This is a genomic window from Stenotrophomonas sp. CS3K5 (assembly GCF_059515225.1).
Map to the genome: position 1 here is coordinate 102244 of NZ_JCAKRX010000010.1, position 22280 is coordinate 124523.

The 22280-nt window shown below is 69.6% G+C and carries 13 protein-coding genes; all 13 read right to left on the reverse strand.

The window, feature by feature from the left end; translation table 11 throughout:
• Entirely contained in the window at positions 1-798 is a 798-nt protein-coding gene (locus tag AC5YGJ_RS15160) for a type II secretion system protein, XpsN-like (RefSeq protein WP_496187018.1), read from the reverse strand.
• Positions 788-1507: a type II secretion system protein GspM gene (gene gspM / locus AC5YGJ_RS15165; protein ID WP_409460890.1), complete on the reverse strand. Its 720-nt coding sequence runs from the start codon at positions 1505-1507 to the stop codon at positions 788-790. The genes AC5YGJ_RS15160 and gspM overlap by 11 nt, the downstream gene beginning before the upstream one ends.
• Entirely contained in the window at positions 1482-2624 is a 1143-nt protein-coding gene (locus AC5YGJ_RS15170; RefSeq protein ID WP_496187019.1) for a PilN domain-containing protein, read from the reverse strand. The genes gspM and AC5YGJ_RS15170 overlap by 26 nt, the downstream gene beginning before the upstream one ends.
• Positions 2621-3484, reverse strand: coding sequence for a type II secretion system minor pseudopilin (locus AC5YGJ_RS15175; RefSeq protein WP_496187020.1), 864 nt, complete (start codon positions 3482-3484; stop codon positions 2621-2623). The genes AC5YGJ_RS15170 and AC5YGJ_RS15175 overlap by 4 nt, the downstream gene beginning before the upstream one ends.
• On the reverse strand, positions 3481-4113 hold the full coding sequence (locus AC5YGJ_RS15180) for a type II secretion system protein J (RefSeq protein ID WP_496187021.1): 633 nt from the start codon (positions 4111-4113) through the stop codon (positions 3481-3483). Before AC5YGJ_RS15180 ends, AC5YGJ_RS15175 begins: the two co-directional genes overlap by 4 nt.
• Complete coding sequence (gene xpsI / locus AC5YGJ_RS15185) at positions 4110-4535, reverse strand: type II secretion system protein XpsI (RefSeq protein WP_496187022.1); 426 nt, start codon at positions 4533-4535, stop codon at positions 4110-4112. Before xpsI ends, AC5YGJ_RS15180 begins: the two co-directional genes overlap by 4 nt.
• Positions 4532-5026, reverse strand: a complete 495-nt coding sequence (gene xpsH, locus AC5YGJ_RS15190; RefSeq protein ID WP_107232282.1) for a type II secretion system protein XpsH — start codon at positions 5024-5026, stop codon at positions 4532-4534. The genes xpsI and xpsH overlap by 4 nt, the downstream gene beginning before the upstream one ends.
• Before the next feature lie 6 nt (positions 5027-5032).
• Entirely contained in the window at positions 5033-5476 is a 444-nt protein-coding gene (gene gspG / locus AC5YGJ_RS15195) for a type II secretion system major pseudopilin GspG (RefSeq protein WP_496187023.1), read from the reverse strand.
• Between the two features lie 48 nt (positions 5477-5524).
• Complete coding sequence (gene xpsF / locus AC5YGJ_RS15200; RefSeq protein ID WP_496187024.1) at positions 5525-6745, reverse strand: type II secretion system protein XpsF; 1221 nt, start codon at positions 6743-6745, stop codon at positions 5525-5527.
• A 24-nt stretch (positions 6746-6769) separates the two neighbouring features.
• Entirely contained in the window at positions 6770-8491 is a 1722-nt protein-coding gene (gspE, locus tag AC5YGJ_RS15205) for a type II secretion system ATPase GspE (RefSeq protein ID WP_496187025.1), read from the reverse strand.
• A 136-nt stretch (positions 8492-8627) separates the two neighbouring features.
• Positions 8628-10490, reverse strand: coding sequence for a S8 family peptidase (locus AC5YGJ_RS15210; protein ID WP_496187052.1), 1863 nt, complete (start codon positions 10488-10490; stop codon positions 8628-8630).
• A gap of 185 nt (positions 10491-10675) precedes the next feature.
• On the reverse strand, positions 10676-17869 hold the full coding sequence (locus tag AC5YGJ_RS15215; RefSeq protein WP_496187026.1) for an ESPR-type extended signal peptide-containing protein: 7194 nt from the start codon (positions 17867-17869) through the stop codon (positions 10676-10678).
• A gap of 427 nt (positions 17870-18296) precedes the next feature.
• Complete coding sequence (purL, locus tag AC5YGJ_RS15220) at positions 18297-22181, reverse strand: phosphoribosylformylglycinamidine synthase (protein WP_496187027.1); 3885 nt, start codon at positions 22179-22181, stop codon at positions 18297-18299.
• Positions 22182-22280: the final 99 nt, after the last annotated feature.

Genomic DNA, 22280 nt, shown 5'->3' on the forward strand with positions numbered 1-22280 from the left:
CTATCGGTTGGTGCCATCGCCCGGGGGCGGCGACGGTTGTTGCTGCTGTTGTTGCTGTTGTTGCTGCAGCTGGCGGCGACGGGCCTGGATGCGTTCGCGGATGGCCTGCATCTGCGCTTCGCTGGGGCCGTTGGTGTCGGCGGGAGGTGTCTGTGCGGCCGGGGTTGCCGCGGTGGCCGTGGCCGGGCGTTGGGCCGTCTGCGCCGGAGGTGCGGCCGCTGCCGGCGGCGGTGGCGGAACCGGCGACGGCACGGCACCGCTGGCCGCAGGCGGGACCCCGTTGGCGCCACGCAGCACGGTCGGCGGCTCGCCGCCCTGGCCATTGAACACGGCCAGTTCCAGCACCTGGTTGCCTCCGGGCCCGATCACCGTTGCCTGGCGGGGCTGCAGGGCCACCAGCTGCCAGCCGTCCACCGCCTCTCCGTTCAGGCGCAGGCGCAGCGAACGGTTCTGCTCGGTACTGAAGGTAGCCATGCCGAATTCGCCGCTGAGCAGCACGCCGGTCAGGCGCAGCGCGGCGCTGGCCGCCGGCTCGCTGCCGCCCAGCAGGTACGGACGAGGGCGGCGGTCTTCGGCAAACAACGGGCGCGCTGCGATGGCACTGTAGCTGTCGGCACTGGCCATGCGTTCGGCGGCCAGGGGCGCCAGGGTGGGCAGCGGCGGCGCCGCGTCGGCATCGCCGCCGGCCTGCGGCAGACGGCTACCCAGCCCGAACAGGGTGGCCAGCCAGACGGCACCGGCCCAGCCGGCCAGGGCCAGCAGGAAACCGGTGCGCAGGCTGATCTGCTCACGCTTCATCGGCCACCTCCTGTGCATCGGGCGGCGGCAGCGGTGCGGGTGCGGGGGCCTCGGCCGGTGGCGTCGGCGCGGCTTCGGTGGCCGGTGCCGGTGCCGGTGCCGGTGCGGCACCTTCGCCGGCAGCACCCGGCAACAGATAACCGGCCAGTTCGAAGGACACGTCCAGGCCCAGCCCCGATTCGTTCGGTGATTGCTGGAAACGCTGTGCGATGAGGTTGAGGTTGTCCACGAACAGGCGTGGGCTGCCGGTTTCCAGGCTGTGCAGGACCGTGGCCAGTTCGGCCACGCCACAGCGCAGCCGCACCTGCATGGCAACGCGGACGAACTCGGCATCACGCCGGTTGTCGGTCAACGGCGTACGGTTGCTGATGGTGCAGCTGCGGTTGCCTGGGCTGGCCATCGCCACCGCATCCTGCAGCTTGGCACCCAGCGCAGCCGCGGCAGCTTCGGCGGTGGCCTCGCGCAGGAAGCCGGGACGCTGCAGCAGGGCCTCGCGGGTGGCACGCAGGCGCTGTTCGATCTGCGGCTGCTGCTGCAGCTGCGCCTGCACACGCGCTTCGCGTTCGCGCAACGACGCGACATCGGCATCGATCTCACGCAGCGGCTGGGTGAACCACGGATGCACCAGCAGCAGGTAGGCCAGGCCCAGCACGGCCAGCAGCAGGGCCAGCGCCAGCCAGCGGTCACGGCGTGCGTTTGGCATCAGCATCGGCCGCCTCCTCGGTGCGGGCGGCGGCCAGCGGCTGCAGCTCGGCGGTCATGGTGAAGCGGTCGCGGCCACTGGCGGCGCCATCGGCCTGCAGCACCCCGGTCAGGTTGACCTTGCGCCACTGCGGCGCGTCCTGCAGCAGCTGCACCAGCTGCGAGGCTTCGCGGCTGAGGCCGATCAGCTGCAGGTTGTTGCTTTCGATGGCCAGTTTTTCCAGGTAGGTGCCTTCGGGCAGGCGCCGGGTCAGTTCGTTCCAGATTTCGACCGTGCCTGCACGCTGGTTGCGCTGCTTGTCCAGGAACGCCGCGCCCTCGACCAGGGCCTGCAGCTGCGCCCGCTCGCTGGCCACGCCACGCGCACTGCGCGCGCTGCGCTCGACCTGCGCACGCAGTTCATCGGCGGCGGCGCGGCGGTTGTCCAGCAGCTGCAGGGCCGCCAGCACCAGCATCAGCAGGGCCGCCACGGTGAGCAGCACGTTCCAGCGCCGCATCGGGTCCGGTCGCCGCTGGCGCTGCGCCGGGGGCAGCAGGTTCACCTGCAACGCCCTGCCCTGCGCGTCGATGGCATCGACACCGGCCAGCGCGTCGGCCCACTCGCCCACGCTGGCGCGCCAGGCGTCCAACTGGCGCAACGGCCAGGCGACCAGCTCCACCTGCAGCTGGCCTTCACCGGCCAAACCGAGTTCGCGTACGTCAAAACTGACCTGGGAAGACTCGAAGGGCGTCTGCCGGTCGATCTCGAAGCCGACCACGGCCCGCAGGCGGTCGGCGGCCGCGCCCGGCAGGCGCAGGGTGCGCCGCAGGACGTCCGTGGCCGGCAACAACCACACCCGCGGCAGGCCGCGCAGGCGCGGTTCCAGCACCCGGTCCAGCGCCTGCGGCGACAGCGGCCACGGCAGGCGCACCACGTCTTCGCGGCGCTCGCCGGCTTCACGCCAGACCTGCAGGTGATCGCCGTCACGCAGCAACAGCAGCCGTGCCTGGCCCCAGCCCAGCGCCCACTGCCAACGCACCGGCACCCAGGCCAGCAACCCGTGCCGCCACCAACGCAGGAAACGGCCCGTGCCCGGGCCGATCCGGCCCTGCACCTGCCGCAGACTGTCCTGCCAAGCTGTCATCTTGCTGCCATTCCCTGCTCCCAGCGAAGCACTGTGTAGGTCTGCCCGGGAACCCCGCCCGAGCCATTGCGTACCACTGCCTGCAACACCGACCGGCGTCCACTGCCGTCGGTGACACGGCACTCGATACTATAGGTGCCGCTGGCGCTGGCAAGCGTTGTCGCACCCGCTTCGCCACCGGCGTCACGCTCCTGTTGCGCGCGCAGCGCCAACGCCTGCTCCGCATCCAGACCCAGCGCAGTCAATACCGGCGCACCGGCGAACTGCGGATCGGGCCGCGCCTGACGGCTGTACAGCGTCACATGCGGCAGCATCGCCCGATACAACGGTCCGCGCATGCCCAGCACCCGCTGCAGCTCACCCAGGGTCTCGAAACGCTTGTTGCGCGGGCCATAGGGCAGCCCTGCTGCCGCATAGTCGGGCGCTTCGGCACCGCCACCGGCCTGCACCAGACTGTCCTCGTCACGCCAGTCGACGATGGCGCCAGCCAACTGCCGGGCCGCGCCATCGTCCTCGCCCAGCGCCTTGAGGAAAGCTGTCAGCAGGGCCACATCGGCCAGATTCAGGTTGATCTTGCCGTTTTCGTCCAGCACCTTGATCTCGATGGTGGCGTCGTCGAACTGCCAGCGATAGAGGCGGCCATCGGCGCGCCAGGGCGCTCGCTGCGGGTCGGCGGACAGGCGCGTCAGCGCGTACTCCAGCCCGGCACGCGCGCGCTCCTGGCCGCGCGCGCCGTCATCGAGCACGCGCTGCTGCAGGTGTTCGACCCGTGCGCTCAGTGCGAACGCGCCCACCAGCGCGGTCATCAGCGCAATCAGCCACAGCACCAGTACCAGTGCCGCGCCGCGTGAACGGCTCATCGCGGGCCCCCGCTGCCGCCCACGCGCGGCGCCACCACCAGTGCGGGCCAGGGCGCGCCACGGGCCGGCACGATCTGGATCTCCACCAGCAGCGGCAGCCGCCGGGTATCGTCCCAGCGCGGCAGCCACTCGGTCAGCTGGCCGGTACCGGCGTCGATGCCGCGATAGCGCAGCTGCACCGATTCCAGTTCGTCAACCAGCAGCTCCGGTGGGCGCGGCGGCGTCTCGGCGATGCGCTCGCCTTCCTGCAGCAGCACCAGGTCCAGCAGCAGGCGGCGGTGACCCGGGCGGCCATCGACCTGCAGTGCATGCAGATAGGGGCCGCCACGGCCGAGATAGCCCGGCAGGTCGGCAGCGAACTGCATGCGCTGTTCCTCGCCCTGGAAGAAGATCGGCTCGCGGGTGGGATCAGGGACTTCCAGCGGCGTGCGCAGCGCACCGGCCAGTTGCCGCCGCAGCAGCGCCTGCACCGCGCGCATGCGTTCGCTGTCGGCGGCGATCTGTTCGCCGCGCTGGCTGACGGCCATCGCCGAGCGCACGCTGGCGAAGGCCAGGGCCAGGCCACCGGCCAGCAGCACGGTGGCCAGCATCACTTCGACCAGGGTAAAGCCGGCGACGCGTCGCTTCATCGCGCGCGCTCCAGGTCTGGCGGCAGCAGGCGAAGGCTGCGCCAGCTCAACTGCTCGCGCTCGCTGTCGCCCCAGCGCACCTGCAGCTGCAGTTCGGCCAGCCATGGCGTGCCGGGCGACTGCGCCTGTGCCTGCGCGGCGTTGCCCGCGCGCGGCTCGACCCACGGCTGCACCTGCAGCTCCCATTGGTAGCGGCCCTGCTCCCATTCGCCCTGCTGGCGACCCGCCTGCAACGGTGCGGCAACACCGGCTTCGGCCAGCAGCGACTGCGCATGCAGCACCGCGCGCGTGCGCAGTTCGGCCTCGCGCACCTGCCTGGCGCCACCGGACAGGCTGCCCAGCAGCAGGGTCAACGCCAGGCCGAGCAGGGCGAAGGCGATGATCACTTCCAACAGTGTGAAGCCGCGTGCGCGCCGCTTCATGGGGCCCGCCATGGGCCCGATCGGACCTCACCGGTAAGCCAGCCGACATCGATGCGCCATTCGGCGCCGTCGCGTTGCAGGCGGATGCGGCCACCGCTGGAACCGCCATCGGGATGGAACTCGATCACGCCCTGGCCCGGCGCGGTGGCCAGCTGTGCGGCGCCTTCGAACTGCACCTGAAGCTGCGCCGGGACGTCACCCTGACGCTGGTTGGCACCTTCCCAGCGCCGCCGCGCCGGTTCGATCACAAAGCGCTGCGGTTCGCCGCGGGCGATGGCCTGCGCGCGCACCATGCGCAGCTGGTTGGCGATGTCCTTGCCGGCACTGCGCAGCTGCATGCCGGCAAAACCGCGCGACAGGCCGGCCGCGGTGATCAGGCCGATCGCCGCGATCAAGGCGATCACCAGCAGCATTTCCAGCAGCGACAGCCCCCCTGCGCGCCTGCCGTGCAGGCGCGGGCGGGGCAGCCGGCGCGGCAGGAAAGCGCTCATGCAGGCTTACGGTTGGTAGCGGATATCGGCGTCGACACTGCTGCCGCCGGTCTTGCCGTCCTTGCCCAGGCTGACCAGCTCATAGGGCTGGCCTTCGCCCGGTGCGCGGTACTCCAGCGCGTGACCCCAGGGATCGTTCAGATCGGCCGGCTTGGCATACGGGCCCAGCCAGCCGCCGACGCCGGCCGGTGCGGTCACCAGATCATTGAGCGAACCCGGCAGCTTGCCGGTATCGATCTGGTAGTTGTCGATCTTGGAGGCCACGGTCTGCACCTGCGCCTTGGCGATGTTGGCCTTGCCGCGGTCAGCGCCGCCCAGCACGCGGCTGGCGACCAGGGTCAGCACCGCGCCGATCAGCACGATGACGATGATGATTTCCAGCAGGCTCATGCCCGACTGGTGGCGTGAAGCGGTGAAGGAAAGGCGGATCGGTCGACGGGAAGCAATCATGGACGGTCCTTTCTGTTGCGGGTATCGGGGTTGCGGGGCATTCCATCGTCAACCGATGGCATTGGTCAGGTCGTACAGCGGCACCAGCACGGCGACGATCACCGCGCCGACCACCGAGGCCAGCACCAGGGTGATCGCCGGCACCATGGCCGCCAGCAGGCGATCAATACGGCGGGCGCTGTCCTGTTCGAAGGTGTCGGCCGCCTTCAGCAACATCGTGTCGAGCGCGCCGGACTCCTCGCCTACCTGGATCATCTGCAGCGCCAGGCGCGGAAAACGCTTGCCGCGTGACAGCGCCAGCGACAACCCGGCGCCGTTCTTCACTTCGTCTGCGGCCGTTTCCACGTCGGCGGCCAGCGCACGGTTGCCGAGCACGTTGCGGGCGATGCCCAGCGCGCCCAGCAGCGGGACGCCGTTGCGCAGCAGGGTGCCGAGCGTGCGCGCCAGCCGCGCGGTTTCCAGTTCGCCCATCAGGCGGCCGACGCCGCGCCGTTGCAGCAGCCAGCCATCCAGCGCCAGGCGGAATGCCGGCTGCCGCAGCTTGCGCTCGAACAACAGCGCCAGCACCGCCGGCACCACCAGCAGCACGATCCACCAATCGCGCACGAACAGGCCCAGCTGCAACACTGCGTTGGTGAACCAGGGCAGCGCCACGTCCAGGCTCTCGTACATCTGCGCGAACTGCGGCACCACGTAGCCGAGCAGGAACAACAGTGCACCGCCCACCACCACCAGCAGGATGGCCGGATAGACCAGCGCGTTGATCACCTTGCCCTGCAGCGCACGGCTGCGCTCGAGGTAGTCGGCCAGGCGCTGCAGCGTCTCGTGCAGGCTGCCACCGGCTTCACCGGCGCGCACCATGTTCACGTACAGGCGCGAGAACAGGCCATGCTGGCGTTCCAGCGCGGTCGACAGCGGCGCGCCACCGCGCACCACGTCGCGGATGTCGGTGATCGCGCGCCGCGAGCGTTCGTCCTCCGGCAGGCCGAGCAGGATCGACAGCGCGCGATCCAACGGCTGGCCGGCGCCGAGCAGGGTTGCCAGCTGCTGGGTGAACTGCAGCAGTGCCGGCCCCTGCAACGGGCGCTGGCGCAGCAGGTTGCGCCAGCTGCTGCCACCCAGGGCGCCGCCGTCGGCCAGCTGCGTCTCCATCGGCAGATGGCCCTGGTCCTGCAGCCGCGCCACCAGCTCGGCCTCGCTGGCGGCCTCCATCTGCCCGTCGAAGATCTCGCCGTGCGGATTGAGCGCCTTGTAACGGTAGTTCGGCATGTCAGCCCCGGAATCCTGCGCGCATCAGCTTTCCTCGGTGACGCGCAGCACTTCCTCGAGGGTCGTCTGCCCACTGAGTGCCTTGGCCAGGCCATCCTCGTACATGGTGCGCATGCCCGCTTCCCGGGCGATGCGTTCGATTTCGCCCATGCCATCGCGGCGCATCACCGCCCGCCGCAGCGCATCGTTCATCACCAGGAATTCCATGATGGTGGTGCGGCCGAGGTAACCGGTCGGCGCCAGCGCCGACGGCACGGGACGGTACAGATGGATGGGCCCCTGCGGCTGCAGGCGGCGCAGCTCGAAACGCTCGATCTCCTCCGGCGAGGCTTCGTAGCGTTCGGCGTGGATCGGCTCCAGCCGGCGCACCAGGCGCTGGGCCAGGATGCCGTTGATGGTGGAGGTGAGCAGGTAATCCTCCACGCCCATGTCGAGCAGGCGGGTGATGCCGCCGGCCGCATTGTTGGTGTGGAGGGTGGACAGCACCAGATGGCCGGTCAGCGCCGACTGGATGGCGATGCGCGCGGTTTCCAGGTCGCGCATTTCGCCGATCATGATGATGTCCGGGTCCTGGCGCACGATGCTGCGCAGGGCGTTGGCGAAATCCAGGCCGATCTGCGGCTTGGCCTGGATCTGGTTGATGCCTTCGATCTGGTACTCGACCGGATCCTCGACCGTGATGATCTTGACGTCGGCGGTGTTGAGCTGGCTCAGCGCGGTGTACAGCGTGGTGGTCTTGCCCGAACCGGTCGGGCCGGTCACCAGCAGGATGCCGTGCGGCTGCTCCAGCACCTTGCGGAACTGCGGCAGGAACGCATCGGTGAAACCCAGCCGGTGGAAATCGAACACCACCGTTTCGCGGTCGAGCAGTCGCATCACCACGCTTTCGCCATGCGCGGTCGGTACCGTGCTCACGCGCAGGTCCAGCTCCTTGCCCTGCACGCGCAGCATGATGCGGCCGTCCTGCGGCAGGCGACGCTCGGCGATGTTGAGCCGGGCCATGATCTTGATGCGGCTGATCACCGCAGCGGTGAGGTTGGCCGGCGGGCTTTCACCCTCCACCAGCACGCCGTCGACGCGGTAGCGCACCTTCAGGCGGCTTTCGAACGGCTCGACGTGGATGTCAGAAGCGCGCAGTTCCACCGCACGCTGGATCACCAGGTTGACCAGGCGGATCACCGGCGCTTCGGAGGCGAGGTCGCGCAGGTGTTCGATATCGTCGACCGCACCACCCTCGCCGTCGGCCGTCTCGACGATCGCCCCCATCGCGCTGCGCCCTTGACCGAACCAGCGTTCCACCAGATCGTCGATTTCCGCGCGCATGCCCAGCACCGGGGTGACCGGCACGCCCAGCGCCAGCTGCACGGCCTGCTGCGGGTAGGGGTCGTGGGCATCGGCCAGCCATAGCCGCATGCCCTGTTCATTGATGTCCAGCGGGCACACATGGAACTGCTTGAGGAAACGCAGCGACAGCGGAAGCCCATCGGCCAGCGCCTGCGGAGGCGCTTCGGGCAGTTGCCGGCCCTCCAGCAGCGGCAGGCCCAGCACGTCGGCGCTGGCCTGCGCCTGGTCGCGTTCGGACACCAGGCCCAACCGCACCAGCAGCCCGAGCAGGCTGCCGCCGGCTTCGGCGTGCAGCGGCCGCGCGCGCGCCAGGTCAGCTTCCTTGAGCCGTCCACGCGCCAGCAGCGCATCCAGGATGCGGCCTTCGGCGTCGTCGGTTACGGTAGCAGCGAGCGCGTTCACATGACTCTCCTGTCAATCGCTCCGACTTTAGCAGTTCGGCAGTGGATTCCGCCCTCCCCGGCAGGCCTTTCGCAAAAAACACGAAGCCCGTCACCTGGGTGACGGGCTTCGCGTGTTCATCTGCGACGTCCCGGAATTACTGGGTCGCCAGGATGCTCACCCCGCTGTAGGCCGCCTCACCCACCACCTTGATGTAATAGGTGCCGGCCACGGTCTTGGCCACGCGCACGGTTTCGGTATTGCCCGGGCGGGTGGACTTGGCATCGTTGTCGGTGGCGGTCGGCACGCGGCCCTGGGCCAGGTACACCGACACGTTGCCGCTGCCGCCGTAGGTCAGCACGCTCAGCGCCTTGCCCGCTGCCGCTTCGAAGGTGTACACGGTTTCGCTGGCGGCTGCACCGGCCAGGCCACCCACGGTCACCTTGTTGGTCAGCGGGATGCCTTCCGGTTCGCAGTTCTCGGTGCACGGCTCCTTCAGCGCGGCGTCCAGTGCGGCCTTGGCATCGACAATGCCGCTGCCGATCGGCGTCGCCGCCGGAATGGTGACCGGGAAGCGACGCGCGGACTGCTTGAGCAGGGTTTCCAGCGCGGCCGGCGCCAGCGGCTCCTTGCCCTTGGCGATCAGCGCGCTCTGCACCATCGCGGCCACGGCCGCCACATGCGGCGAGGACATCGAGGTGCCGCCCTTGCCCATATAGATCCACTGGCCACCGGTGGGGCCCTGGGTGGCGTCGGTACCGATCTGCCAGATGTACCCGTTCGGGTTGCCATCCACGCTGCCACCACCGCCCGGCGCGGCCAGATCGACCACCGTGCCGTAATTGGAGTAGTAGGTGATGCCACCGGTCACACGGGTCGCGCCCACCGCCACCACATTGGCGCAGCTGGACGGACGGTAGTTGGCGGCGTTGTCGGTTTCATTGCCGGCCGCCACCACCACCAGCGTGCCACGCGAGACCGCGCCGTTGATCGCATCCTGGTAGGCCGGATCGCACGCACCGCCACCGCCCAGGCTCATGTTGATGATCTCGGCCGGATTGGCATTGGCCGGGACGCCCTGCACGGTGCCGCCCGATGCCCAGGTGATGGCATCGCTGATGTCGGCCAGGGTGCCACCGCACTTGCCCAGCACGCGCACCGGCAGAACCTTGGCCTTGTAGGCCAGACCCGCCACGGCCGAGCCGTTGTTGGCCACTTCGGCGATGGTGCCGGCCACGTGCGTGCCGTGCCAGGAGCTGTCATCGGGCAGCGAGCCGGTGTAGCACTCGTTGGCATTCTCCACCCAGTCACCATAATCGGTGGCGCCCGGTGCACGGCCATCGGTCGGCCGACGCGAGGATTCCTTGTCGCTGATGAAGTCGTACCCTTCCAGCAGGTTCGTGCCGAAGTCCGGGACATTGGGAATGATGCCGGTGTCGAGCACGGCCACCACGATGCCCTCGCCCTGCGATACGTCCCATGCCGCCGGCGCATTCACGCCACCGGTGGCGTTGTGGAAGTTCCACTGCAGGCGCTGGTAGTCCGGATCATTGGGAACCAGCGCGGGCTGGGCGTTCGCCGCGCGCAGGTCCGAGCGCTGCAGGCGTACGTTGGCCACCGCGTACTGCACCGAAGGATCGGCGTTCAGTTCGGCCAGCACCTTCTGCATGTCGGCATTGCCGAGCCTGGACTTCAACCGCACCAGATCGGCGCCGGTGCCCAGCCTGCGTTCCACCTGCGGGGCCAGCGCAGTGGCACGGCTGGTGTTGCCGCCGCTGACGATGGCGCGCGAAAGCGCCGACTGGACCACCGACAGCTTGGCCGAGCGGTCACTGGCGGCGGCGGTGCCGCTGCGGTACTTGACGATGACGCCGTCCACGCTCTGCTGGGCAGCGCTGGCCAGACGCGACGGCTCCTTGGCCACGCCCGGGGTTGCCGCGTGCGCGGCACCGACGCCCACCGTCAGAGACAGTACGGCGGCAGCCAGCACATTGATGCGAAGGGTCTGCTTGTTGGTCACGTTCGAAATCCTCTTCAAGGTCATGGTTGAGCTTTCCTTCTCCGTCCATTGCACGGACGGAGCTCACTACGGCCATCACTCCCTGCGACTGCCCTGGCTGGCCCACCAGGGTTGCCGTGCCACGCCCCTTTGGCGCTCACTGCATGGCGTGCCGATGGCAGAACCATCGGCACGCGGCTGCACACTTACCAGCCGAAGCCGGCACCCACGCCGACCGAGCTGTCATCACTGCTGAAGGCGCCGCCGATGGTGACCGTGGCGCGATCACTGATCGCGCGCTGGTAGCCCAGCGACATCGCCGACTCGCCGCCCTGGAAACCGATGCCGACGCCGACCCGGTTCTGGGTACGGATGCCGGCGGCACTGGTGGCCATGTTGAGCATCGCGGCACTCATCGCACCCTGGCGATCAATGCGACGGTCCATGTGGCGCAGGCGTCCATCCACTTCGCCCTTGAACACGTCGAAGCTGTCGGACACGGCCTGCACGCGGCTGTCGGTATAGCTGTTGGCGGTGGTGATGCCACGATCCAGCTGGCCCTTGTTGACCGCATCGGTGGCCGTGGTACCGGCTGCAACGTTGGTGACCTGGCGCTCGTTGCCCTCGCTGCCGACCGAGACCGTGTTGGCACGGTCAGCCACCGAGCCCTGGCCCAGTGCCACGGCGTTGGCCGCCGTTGCACTGGCGCCCTGCCCCAGCGCGGTGGACGAGGCGCCGCTGGCGACGGCACCTTCACCCATCGCGACCGCATTGAGCCCGCCACCGCTGGCCAGGACAGGCTGCGCAGTGCCCGCACTGGCGGCGGTCGGGGTGCCCTGCACGCGGGCCGTGCTGGCGGCAGGCGCGGTGTCGGCCACGCTCGCATCCTCACCGGCCAGGCCCAGCGCGGCGCTGGACGGTTCAGCATCGAGCGAGGCGGACATGGAGCGCAGGCTGGATGCACCGGAACGGCTGCCACTGGCGGTGCGGCGGTCGATCTCGCTGACCTTGCGATCCAGTGCGCCCAGCGCATCACCGACGTTGTTGTAGGTGGAGCCCTGGATCACATAGTTCGGCGCAACGAACACGCCCTGAAGGCCAACGCTGGCACCGCCGCCCAGGAAGCTGGCGGCATCGCTGAGCGACTGGAACAACTGCCCGCCGTTGATGGCCTGACGGCTGCCGGAAGCGATGCTGCCTGCACCGACGTTGTCCACGGTGGTGCCCTGGATCCCCCCCAGGGTCAGGCGATCGCGGCTGGCGTCGTCGTAGCCGACTGCACTGGCGGCAGTGGTTTCAACCGTGGCGATGCGCGAATCGAAGTCGCCGACGCGGGTTTCCACCGCACCCACGCGCTGGTTGGTCACGTTGAGCTGCGAACCGGTGACCGCATCGCTGCTGCCGGCGGCAATGCGACCGTCGGCCACATTGACGATGCGGCGCGTCGCCGGGCCATCGGTGCCGTTGCCACCACCGACCGAGACCACGTTGGCCTCCACGGCGCGGGAGCCGGCACCGAGAGCGACCGCGTTGCTGCCGGTCACAGCGGTGTTGGCGCCCAGTGCCAGGGTCGCGTTGCCGATGGCGCTGGCGTTGCTGCCCAGCGCGTTGCTGCGGTTGCCACTGGCGGTGGCGGCCGAGCCCACCGCGATGGCATCGCTGCCACTGGCGGTCGCGGTACCGCTGCCACTGGCGCGGAAGTGGCGGCTGGTGGCGTCTGCGGTGGAGGCCACCGCGTCGAGCTGGGCGCGGTTCACCGCATCGTTGGCCTGGGTACCGGCCGCGACGCGGGTGATCTGCCGCTCGGCACCGGCACTGCCCACCGATACGGTGTTGGCACGGTCGGCCACCGAGGACGCGCCCAGCGCGGTGCTGCCGGCGGCGCTGGCAGTGGCGCCGAAACCGACCGCCGTGGCACCGGCCGCCGTCGCCTTGGCGCTGTAACCGACCGCCGTGCCCAGGCGGCCGCTGGCTTCGGTGTAGCCGCCCAGCGCGGCGGCACCATCGGCCGTGGCGCTGGCACGGAAACCGTTTGCCTGCGACTGCGTGCCACTGGCGACGGCCTGCGAACCGCTGGCGGTGCTGTAGGCACCGCTGGCCTGTGCACCGGCGCCGGTGGCACTGGCGCCAAGTTCACTGGCCACCGCGCCACTGCCCAGCGCCAGGCTGTCCACACCACTGGCCTGCGCCGCGTTGCCCAGTGCAGCGCCGTTGGCCCCCGTGGCCAGCGCATTGAAGCCCACCGCCGTGGCGTTGGCCGCGACGGCAGTGGCGCCACTGCCCAGCGCCGTGGCGCCGTTGCCGATGGCGTTGGCCGCTTCACCGGCAGCCAGCGCGCTGTCCCCTTCCACATAGGCGCCGGCATCGCTGTCGGCGCTGCCACTGGCCTGGAAGTAGCGGCTGGTCTTGTCCGCCGTGGCGGCCACCGCGTCGAGCTGGTTCTTGTTCACCGCGTCGGTGCCTTCGGTACCGGCGGCGACATGGGTGACCTGGCGCTCGCTGCCAGCACTGCCAACGGCCACGCTGTTGTCACGCTCGGCCTTGGAGCCGGCGCCGAGTGCGACGCTGTTGAGGCCAGTGGCAGTAGCGCTGGCGCCCAGGGCGGTCGAATCGGCGCCATCGGCCCACGAATTCCAGCCGATTGCCGTGGCGTAATCCTCGGTGGCCCACGCACCGGCACCGAACGCCGCAGCACCGGTGCCACTGGCGCGCGACGGAATCAGGCCGAAGAAGGTGCTGCCGCCGATGGCGACACTCTCCGCACCACTGGCTTCGCTGGACTGGCCGACGGCCACCGCACCGGTCCCCGCAGCGGCGGCACCGAAGCCGACGGCGGTGGTGTTGGCGCCGGTCGCCGCCGAGCCGTAGCCCAGTGCGGTGCCGAGGCGGCCGCTGGCTTCGCTGTAACCGCCCACGGCCGTGGTGCCGTCAGCCGACGCCGCCGCGCGGAAGCCGCTGGCCAGCGACTGCGCACCGCTGGCGATGGACTCTGCACCGTTGGCCGTGCTGTACACGCCACTGGCCTGCGCCGCAGCGCCGGTGGCCGTGGCACTGATGCCGCTGGCCGCGGCACCGCTGCCCAGTGCGGCACTGTCATCGCCGCTGGCCTGCGCGTTGTTGCCTACGGCCGCTGCGTTGGTGCCGGTGGCCAGGCTGTTGAAGCCGATTGCGGTGGCGTTGGCTGCAACAGCGGTGGCACCACCACCCAGCGCCGTGGCGCCGTTGCCGATGGCGTTGGCCGCTTCACCGGCAGCCAGCGCGCTGTCACCTTCCACATAGGCACCGGCATCGCTGTCGGCGCTGCCACTGGCCTGGAAGTACTTGCGGGTGGTTGCGCCCTCGGCGGCGACCGCGTCCAGCTGGTCCTTGTTCACCGCATCGGTGCCCTGGGTGCCCGCGGCCACGTTGGTGACCTGACGGGTGTTGCCGCCGCCGCCCACCGAGACCGTGTTGTCGCGGTCGGCAATCGAGTCGGCGCCCAACGCCACGCTGTTGGCACCGCGCGATTCGGCCGCATTGCCCAGCGCGGTGCTGTTGATGCCGGGCGCATAGGCACCACCACCCACGGCAGTGGAGTAGTCGCCGGATGCTTCAGTGGCCAGCAGCCCAAACAGCGAACCACCCACGGCCACCGCATTGGTGCCCGACGCCAGGCTGCCCTGGCCGGTGGCGGTGCTGTAGGCGCCGGATGCTTCCGAATCGCCGCCAAGCGCCACGCTGTTGGAACCGGACGCGTTGGCGAAGTTGCCGAAGGCGGTTGCGTTGAATGCCGAAGCCTGCGCATAGCCGCCGATGGCAGTGCTGTAACCGCCGGTGGCTTCGGCGCCGATACCGAACGCCGCCGAGGCCGTGCCGCTGGCCACGCTTTCGCTGCCCACGGCGGTCGCCGCTTCGCCACTGGCGTTGCTGAAGTAGCCCACCGCGACGGCTTCCTCGCCACTGGCTTCAGACAGCACGCCGGTCGCGGTGCTGCCGGCACCGCTGGCCACCGCGGCCGCACCAAAGGCTGCGCTCTGTTCACCGCTGGCTTCGCTCTCGGCACCGTGGGCGGTGGCGTACTCGCCCGTGGCCTGTGCGTTGGCGCCGATGGCGCTGGCATTGGCGGCCGTGGCCAGTGCATTGAAGCCGATGGCCTGCGCATTGCTGGCCAGCGCGTTGGCGCCGCTGCCGAGCGCGGTCGCACCATTGCCGATGGCCGTGGCCGCTTCACCCGCGGCCAGCGCGTTGTCACCTTCCACGTGGGCACCGGCGTCGCTGTCGTCGCTGCCGCTGGCCTGGAAGTACTTGCTGGTGTTGGCCGCACTGGCAGCTACCGCATCGAGCTGCGACTTGTTCACCGCATCGGTGGCCTGGGTACCGGCGGCCACGCTGGTGATCTGTCGCTCGTTGCCTGCGCTGCCCACCGCCACGCTGCGGTCACGGCTGGCCACGGAGCCGGCGCCCAGTGCGACCGCGTTGTTGCCGCTGGCGTTGCTGCCGGCACCGACCGCGATGGCACTCTCTCCGCCGGCCACCGTGTTGGTGCCGATGGCAATGCTGTTGATGCTGTTGCCAAGCGCCTGGAAGCCCAGCGCGACACTGTTGTCGCCATAGCCGAACGCACCACGGCCGACAGCGGTGGCACTGCTGCCGTTGGCCCAGCTGTTGTAGCCGATCGAGGTGGCGCCGTTGCCACTGGCCCAGGCCGCGTTGCCGAACGCGGATGCGTTGGTGGCCGTGGCCCACGCACCGGCACCGAACGCGCTGGCGCCACTGGCCGTGGCCCAGCTGTAGCCGCCTACGGCGGTGCTGTCATCGCTGCTGGCGAACGCGCTGTCGCCGAGCGCGACGGCGTAGCTGCCGGTGGCGCGTGATTTGCCGCCGGCCGCCAGGCTGTTGTCGCCGCTGGCCTTGGCGGCGCTGCCGAACGCATTGCTGGTTGCGCCGGTGGCCTGTGCGGCGTTGCCCACCGCCGTAGCATCGGCGGCAGCCGTGGTGCCCACGCGCACCGGGTTGCCCTGGTCATCGAGCAGCGGCTGGTTGAACGCGTCGTAGGCCTGGCCAAGGCCACCAATGGCCACCCCGCCAGCGCCGGTAGCACTGGTATTGCGGCCCAGGGCCACGCTGTCATCGCCCAGCGCCGAGGCGCCGGCGCCCTGTGCCACCGCGCCGGCACCGATGGCGTTGCTGGCCGAACCGGCCGCCACCGCACCCTCGCCTTCGGCAAAGGCCCCGGCATCGCTGCCGGTTTCCGGCTGGGCCTGGAAGAAGCGCGCGGTGCTGTCGGCGGTCGCGGCCACCGCATCCAGCTGCGCCTTGTTCACCGCATCGGTGGCTTCACTGCCAGCGGCCACGCTGGTGATCTGCCGTTCGTTGCCCGCGCTGCCCACGGCCACGCTGTTGGCGCGCACGGCTTCGGAATTGGCACCCAGTGCGACACTGTTGGCGCCGCGTGCCGTGGCGTAGTAGCCCACCGCGGTACTCTGCGCGCCACTGGCCCAGGTCTGTGCACCGAGCGCGCTGGAGTTTTCGCCGGGCGCATAGGCGAAGTAGCCCACGGCCACCGACTCGGCACCGGACGCTTCGGTCAGGCTGCCGTTGGCCACGGCGTAGTTGCCACTGGCGATGGCACCGGCGCCGACCGCCGTGGCGGCTTCGCCACTGGCCTGGGTCTGCACGAAGAAGCCCAGGCCCGGAATCAGATCGGCCGGGCCGCCAATGGCCACACTGCTGGTGCCAGTGGCATTGCTCTGCGTACCCAGCGCGGTGGAGTAATCACCGATGGCATTGGCCACCGCACCGAACGCGGAGGCCTGCGCGCCGGCGGCGTAGGCGCCGACACCGTATGAGGAGGCAGCAAACCCACCGGCCTCGGCACTGGCACCCACTGCGGTGCCGCCGACCCCGGCACTGGTCGCCCCGGTTTCCACCGGCACGCCGCCGCTGGTGATCAGCGGGTTGCCGTTGGCATCCACCGCAGCGCCGCCCACCGCGACGCTGCCCGGACCGTTGGCCTGTGCGTTGTTGCCGAACGCGGCACTGTTCTGGCCCGACGCCAGTGCGTTGGTGCCCACCGCCGTGGCGTTCTGCGCAACCGCCGTTGCACCGGCACCCACGGCGGTAGCGCCGTTGCCGATGGCGTTGGCGGCTTCGCCGGCCGCGAGCGCGTCATCGCCTTCAGCCAGCGCGCCGGCATCACTGTTGCTGCTGCCGGTCGCCTGGAAACGCTTGGCGGTCGCGTCAGCCACTGCAGCGACATCCTTCAACTGACCAACGTTGACCGCGTCGGTGTCTTCGGTACCGGCAGCGACGCTGGTGATCTGCCGGGTCAGGCCGTAATCGACAGCGCCGACCGAGACGGTATCGACGCGATCGGCCAGCGAGCCGGCGCCCAGCGCCACGCTGCCGGTGGCCACCGCCGCCGAATTGGAACCCAGCGCGGTGCTGTATTCGCCCACAGCCGTGCTGAACGCGCCGACCGCAATCGAGGCTTCGTTGGCGGCCGTGGCGCCACGACCCAGTGCCGTGCTGCCCGGGCCCATGGCCACGGCACCGCCACCGACGGCGGTTGCGCCATCGGCGGTCGCCTCGGACAACGCGCCCAGCGCGGTGGCTGCGCCATTCTCGCTGGCGGCGGTGGCACTGGCACCCACCGCGGTGTCACCCAGACCGAACGCGGCCGCGCTCTGCCCCACCACCACGCTGGCATCACCCAGCGCCAATGCGCCCTGGCCGAATGCGCTGGCGCCAATGCCGGCGGCAATGGCCTGGGTGCCGATGGCGGTGGTGGCATTGGCCAGCGACTGCGCGCCGGCGCCCGCGGCCAGGGCGCCCTGCCCTTCGATCTTCGCCGCGTCGCTGTCATCACCGGCGCCATCGGCCTTGAAATAGCGGTTGCCATCGGCGGCGACATCGGCCAGCGCGGCCTGGGTGGCCCGCGCCTGCGCGTCCAGCTGCGCCTTGTTCACGGCGTCGGTGGCCTGCGTGCCTGCCGCGACGTGGGTGACCTGCCGTTCCTTGCCTGCATCGCCGACGGACACGGTGTTGGCACGGGTGGCCTTGGAGCCGGCGCCCAACGCCACGCTGTTGGCCGCGCTGGCGCTGGTACCGGCGCCGATGGCCACCGCGTTGCTGCCCTTGGCGCTGGCGCTGCCCTCGATCAGGCACTTTTCCAGCAGCTTGCCGCTGAACGCCACGCAGGTGGCACTGCCACCGATCTGCACCGACTGCGCCGCCGCAGTGCCGGCCATGCCCACTCCCAGTACGAGGCCCAGGGCAACGGCCAGCAGGGCAGGTGTTGCCTGCGTCGTCGCGGCGCGTTGGTCGACAACACCTCCGCTGCTGTCGGAGGAGGCCAATTCCGAGGCCACCACCAACTGACCCAATGCTTTGTTCCAGACCTTGCGATAAATCCGATTCATCGGTACGGCTCCTGAGTGGACTGGTTTTGGGCAAAGCAACGCCACCGCCGGGCCTTCTGGCCCAACGTCCCCTGGGGGCGTTTATTCGCGTGATTTACTACGGGGTATTGCCGAACGGCGCGCAGCGAAAGAAACCGAGCGCGTGCGCCAGACGGTTACTGCGGAATGAATGGTTCTGAAACGGGGTTCAAGTGTTAACGGCAACTTCGAAAAACGTCAAGACTTTGACATGGCAAATCCTATTGCCGTGAAGTAGTTCACTGTTTCACCTGTTTATAAAAGTATTTTGTTAGGCGTACGTGATGATTATCCGACGCATGAAAACGCATGTAACTGATGGCCGCGTCAGCATTTTCCTGATGGCAAAGAAAAACCCGCCGGAAGTCCGGCGGGTTTCCCATACGCACAGGCATTGTCGGTTGCGCGATCAGCCGCACCAGACCCGTGCGTTGCGGAACATGCGCATCCACGGCGAATCGCCCTGCCACTCGGCCGGTGCCCAGCTCAGGTTGAGCGCGCGCGGGGTGCGTTCCGGGTGCGGCATCATGATGGTGACGCGGCCGTCGGTGCTGGTCAGGCCGGTGATGCCGTCCGGTGAACCGTTCGGGTTCAGCGGGTACTGGCTGGCCACGTTGCCGTGGCCATCGATGTAGCGCAGCGCGACACGCGCCGTGGCCTGGTCGACCGCGTTGTCGAACACGGCCTGGCCTTCGCCATGCGCCACCGCCACCGGCAGGCGCGAACCGGCCATGCCACGCAGCAGGATCGAGGGCGATTCCACCACTTCCAGCAGTGCGGTACGCGCTTCGAACTGCTCGCTGGCGTTGCGACGGAACTGCGGCCAGTGCTCGGCACCGGGGATGATGCCCTTGAGCTGGCTCATCATCTGGCAGCCGTTGCACACGCCCAGCGCGAAGCTGTCCTCACGCGCAAAGAACGCGGCGAAGGCGTCACGCAGCGTGCTGCGTTCCAGGATCGAGGTGGCCCAGCCGCGGCCGGCACCCAGCACATCGCCGTAGCTGAAGCCACCGCAGGCAACCAGGCCGGTGAAGTCCTGCAGGGCCACGCGGCCTTCGATCAGGTCGCTCATGTGCACGTCGAAGGCGCGGAAGCCGGCACGTTCGAAGATGTTGGCCATTTCGATCTGGCCGTTGACGCCCTGCTCGCGCAGCACCGCCACACGCGGGCGCGCACCGGTGCTGATGAACGGCGCGGCGACATCTTCATTGATATCGAAGCTGAGCTTGGGCTTCAGGCCGGGCGCATTGAAGGCGCGCGCGACCTCGCGTTCGGCATCGGCGTTTTCCGGGTTGTCGCGGCGCTTCTGCATGGCGTGGGTGACCGACCACCAGGCATCGAACAGCGCGTCCCAGCGCCACTCGGCCAGGTTCTCGCCGGCCAGCGACACGCGCACCACCGGTGCAGTGGTCGGCCTGGCAATGCGCTGTGCGCATTCGGTCAGTGCATGGCGCTCGACCAGGTCGGCGAAGGCGGCACGGTCTTCGCGTGCGATCTGCACCACTGCACCCAGCTCTTCATTGAACAGGCTGCGGAACGGATCATCGCCCCAGGCATCGAGGGTGATGTCCAGGCCCATGCGCGAGGTGAAGGCCATCTCGCACAGCGCGGCGAAGGCACCGCCATCGCTGCGGTCGTGGTAGGCCAGCAGCAGGCCGGACTGGCGCGCATCGCGGATCAGTTCGAAGAAGGCACGCAGGCGCTGCGGATCGTCCAGGTCCGGCGCGGCACCGGCGAACGCCGGCAGGTCACCGTGATCGGCATGCACCTGGGCCAGGATCGAACCGCCCAGGCGCTGCTTGCCGGCGCCGAGGCCGATCAGCCACAGCTCGCTGTCCACGTCACGGTCGAGCAGCGGGGTCAGCTGCTGGCGCACGTCGAGCACCGGCGCGAACGCCGAGATCACCAGCGACACCGGCGACACGCTCTTGTGCGCCTCGCCCTGGTCGTGCCACTGCGCCTGCATCGACAGCGAGTCCTTGCCCACCGGGATGCTGATGTCCAGCTGCGGGCACAGCTCCATGCCCACCGCCTTCACCGCGTCGTACAGCAGCGCGTCTTCGCCCGGGTGGCCGGCCGCGGCCATCCAGTTCGCCGACAACTTGATCTCATCCAACGCATCCACCGGCGCCGCGCACAGGTTGGTCAGTGCTTCGCCCACCGCCATGCGCGCCGATGCAGCGGCATCGAGCAGGGCCAGCGGGGTGCGCTCGCCGATCGACATGGCTTCGCCGGCCACGCCGTCGAAGTCGGCCACGGTGATTGCCACGTCGGCTACCGGCAGCTGCCACGGGCCGACCATCTGTTCGCGTGCGGTCAAGCCGCCGACGCTGCGGTCACCGATGGTGACCAGGAAGTTCTTCGAGGCCACCGTCGGGTGCGCCAGCACACGCAGGCCCGCTTCGTGCAGATCCAGGCCGCCGGTCTTCAGCGCCGGCCAGCGCGGGGCCGGCGGGTGCGCGGTGTCGCGGTGCATCTTCGGCGGCTTGCCGAACAGCACGTCCATCGGCAGGTCGATCGGCGCGTCGGCCGGGGTGTGGCCGGGCACGGCGCCGTAGGCAACCACCAGGTGTTCCTCGGCGGTGGCCACGCCGACCGCAGCGAACGGGCAGCGCTCGCGCGCGCACAGCGCGGCGAACTCGGCCAGGCGTTCCTGGGCCACGCCCAGCACGTAGCGTTCCTGCGATTCGTTGCACCACAGCTGCATCGGCGACAGCGACGGATCATCGGTGGGAACCTTGCCCAGGTCGATGACACCGCCCACGCTCGAATCGTGCAGCAGTTCGGGGATGGCGTTGGACAGGCCACCGGCGCCGACGTCGTGGAAGAACTTGATCGGGTTGTTGGCCCCCATCGCCACGCAGCGGTCGATGACCTCCTGGCAGCGACGTTCCATCTCCGGGTTGTCGCGCTGCACGCTGGCGAAGTCCAGGTCCTCGGCGCTTTCGCCGGAGGCCACCGAACTGGCGGCACCGCCGCCGAGGCCGATCAGCATGGCCGGGCCACCGAGCACGATGACCGCATCACCGGCCTGCAGCTGGATCTTGTCGACCTGGATGCGATCGATGGCGCCGAGGCCACCGGCCAGCATGATCGGCTTGTCGTAGGCGCGGACCAGATCGGCGCCTTCGGGCAGCTCGAAGCTGCGGAAGTAGCCGAGCAGGTTCGGGCGGCCGAACTCGTTGTTGAACGCGGCGCCGCCGAGCGGGCCGTCGGTCATGATTTCCAGCGCCGGCGCCATGCGCGGGTTCAGCGCACGCGGCGCTTCCCACGGCTGCGGCAGTTCGGGAATGCGCAGGTGCGAGACCGAGAAGCCGGTCAGGCCGGCCTTGGGCTTGCCACCGCGGCCAGTCGCGCCTTCGTCGCGGATCTCGCCACCGGCACCGGTCGAGGCGCCCGGGAACGGCGCGATCGCGGTCGGGTGGTTGTGCGTTTCCACCTTGATCTGGAACGCGCTGGGCACCTGCGGCTCGCGGCGGTATTCGCCACTGGCCGGGTCCGGGCGATAGCGCGAGGCCGGATGGCCTTCGATCACCGCCGCATTGTCGCTGTACGCGCTGAGCGTGTGCTGCGGTGTCTGCTGGTGGGTGTTCTTGATCATCCGGAACAGCGAACGGTCCTGTTCCTGGCCGTCGATGGTCCAGCTGGCGTTGAAGATCTTGTGCCGGCAGTGCTCGGAGTTGGCCTGCGCGAACATCATCAGTTCCACATCCGACGGTGAGCGACCCAGCGCGGTGAAGCGTTCGCGCAGGTAGTCGATCTCGTCCTGGGCCATGGCCAGGCCGAGGCGCTGGTTGGCGGCCTCCAGCTGGTCCACCGGCACGCGTTCCAGCTCACCCCGCGCCGGCGCCGAGAACAGCGCCTGGCCCTGTTCGACCGTTTCCAGCACCGACTGCGTCATCGGATCGTGCAGCGCCTTGACCAGCGCCTGCTGGGCGGCGGCATCGGCTGGCCAGCCCTGCACGTCGATGCGCAGGCCACGCTCGACCCGGCTGACCGGCTGGCCGGCACCGCGGACCAGTTCGGTGGCCTTGCTCGACCACGGCGACAGCGTGCCCAGGCGCGGCACCACGATGCGGCTGACCGCACCGTCGGCCACGGCCTGCGCCTGCGGCGCAGCCTCGAGGATGCGGCACAGGGTGGTCAGGTCGGGGGCGGCGGCACCTTCGGTCTGCACGAAGTAGACGTGCCAGGCACCGCTGATGCGCAGGGAGGGCGCGATGGACTGCAGGCGGGATTCAAGACGTTCGCGGCGGAACGGCGACAGGGCGGGCGCGCCCTCGAGGACCATCATGTCCGGGGAACCGTAGTTGGGAAACGGGCCCGACATTGTACCGGAAGCGAGGGAAGGGCTTTGGCCGGGCGGCGCCCGGCACCCGCCGAAGCCAGGGCA

Coding starts and splice junctions, on each gene's coding strand:
- AC5YGJ_RS15160 (WP_496187018.1), bottom strand. CDS start 798: ATGAAGCGTGAGCAGATCAGCCTGCGCACCGGTTTCCTGCTGGCCCTG.
- gspM (WP_409460890.1), bottom strand. CDS start 1,507: ATGCTGATGCCAAACGCACGCCGTGACCGCTGGCTGGCGCTGGCCCTG.
- AC5YGJ_RS15170 (WP_496187019.1), bottom strand. CDS start 2,624: ATGACAGCTTGGCAGGACAGTCTGCGGCAGGTGCAGGGCCGGATCGGC.
- AC5YGJ_RS15175 (WP_496187020.1), bottom strand. CDS start 3,484: ATGAGCCGTTCACGCGGCGCGGCACTGGTACTGGTGCTGTGGCTGATT.
- AC5YGJ_RS15180 (WP_496187021.1), bottom strand. CDS start 4,113: ATGAAGCGACGCGTCGCCGGCTTTACCCTGGTCGAAGTGATGCTGGCC.
- xpsI (WP_496187022.1), bottom strand. CDS start 4,535: ATGAAGCGGCGCGCACGCGGCTTCACACTGTTGGAAGTGATCATCGCC.
- xpsH (WP_107232282.1), bottom strand. CDS start 5,026: ATGAGCGCTTTCCTGCCGCGCCGGCTGCCCCGCCCGCGCCTGCACGGC.
- gspG (WP_496187023.1), bottom strand. CDS start 5,476: ATGATTGCTTCCCGTCGACCGATCCGCCTTTCCTTCACCGCTTCACGC.
- xpsF (WP_496187024.1), bottom strand. CDS start 6,745: ATGCCGAACTACCGTTACAAGGCGCTCAATCCGCACGGCGAGATCTTC.
- AC5YGJ_RS15215 (WP_496187026.1), bottom strand. CDS start 17,869: ATGAATCGGATTTATCGCAAGGTCTGGAACAAAGCATTGGGTCAGTTG.
- purL (WP_496187027.1), bottom strand. CDS start 22,181: ATGATGGTCCTCGAGGGCGCGCCCGCCCTGTCGCCGTTCCGCCGCGAA.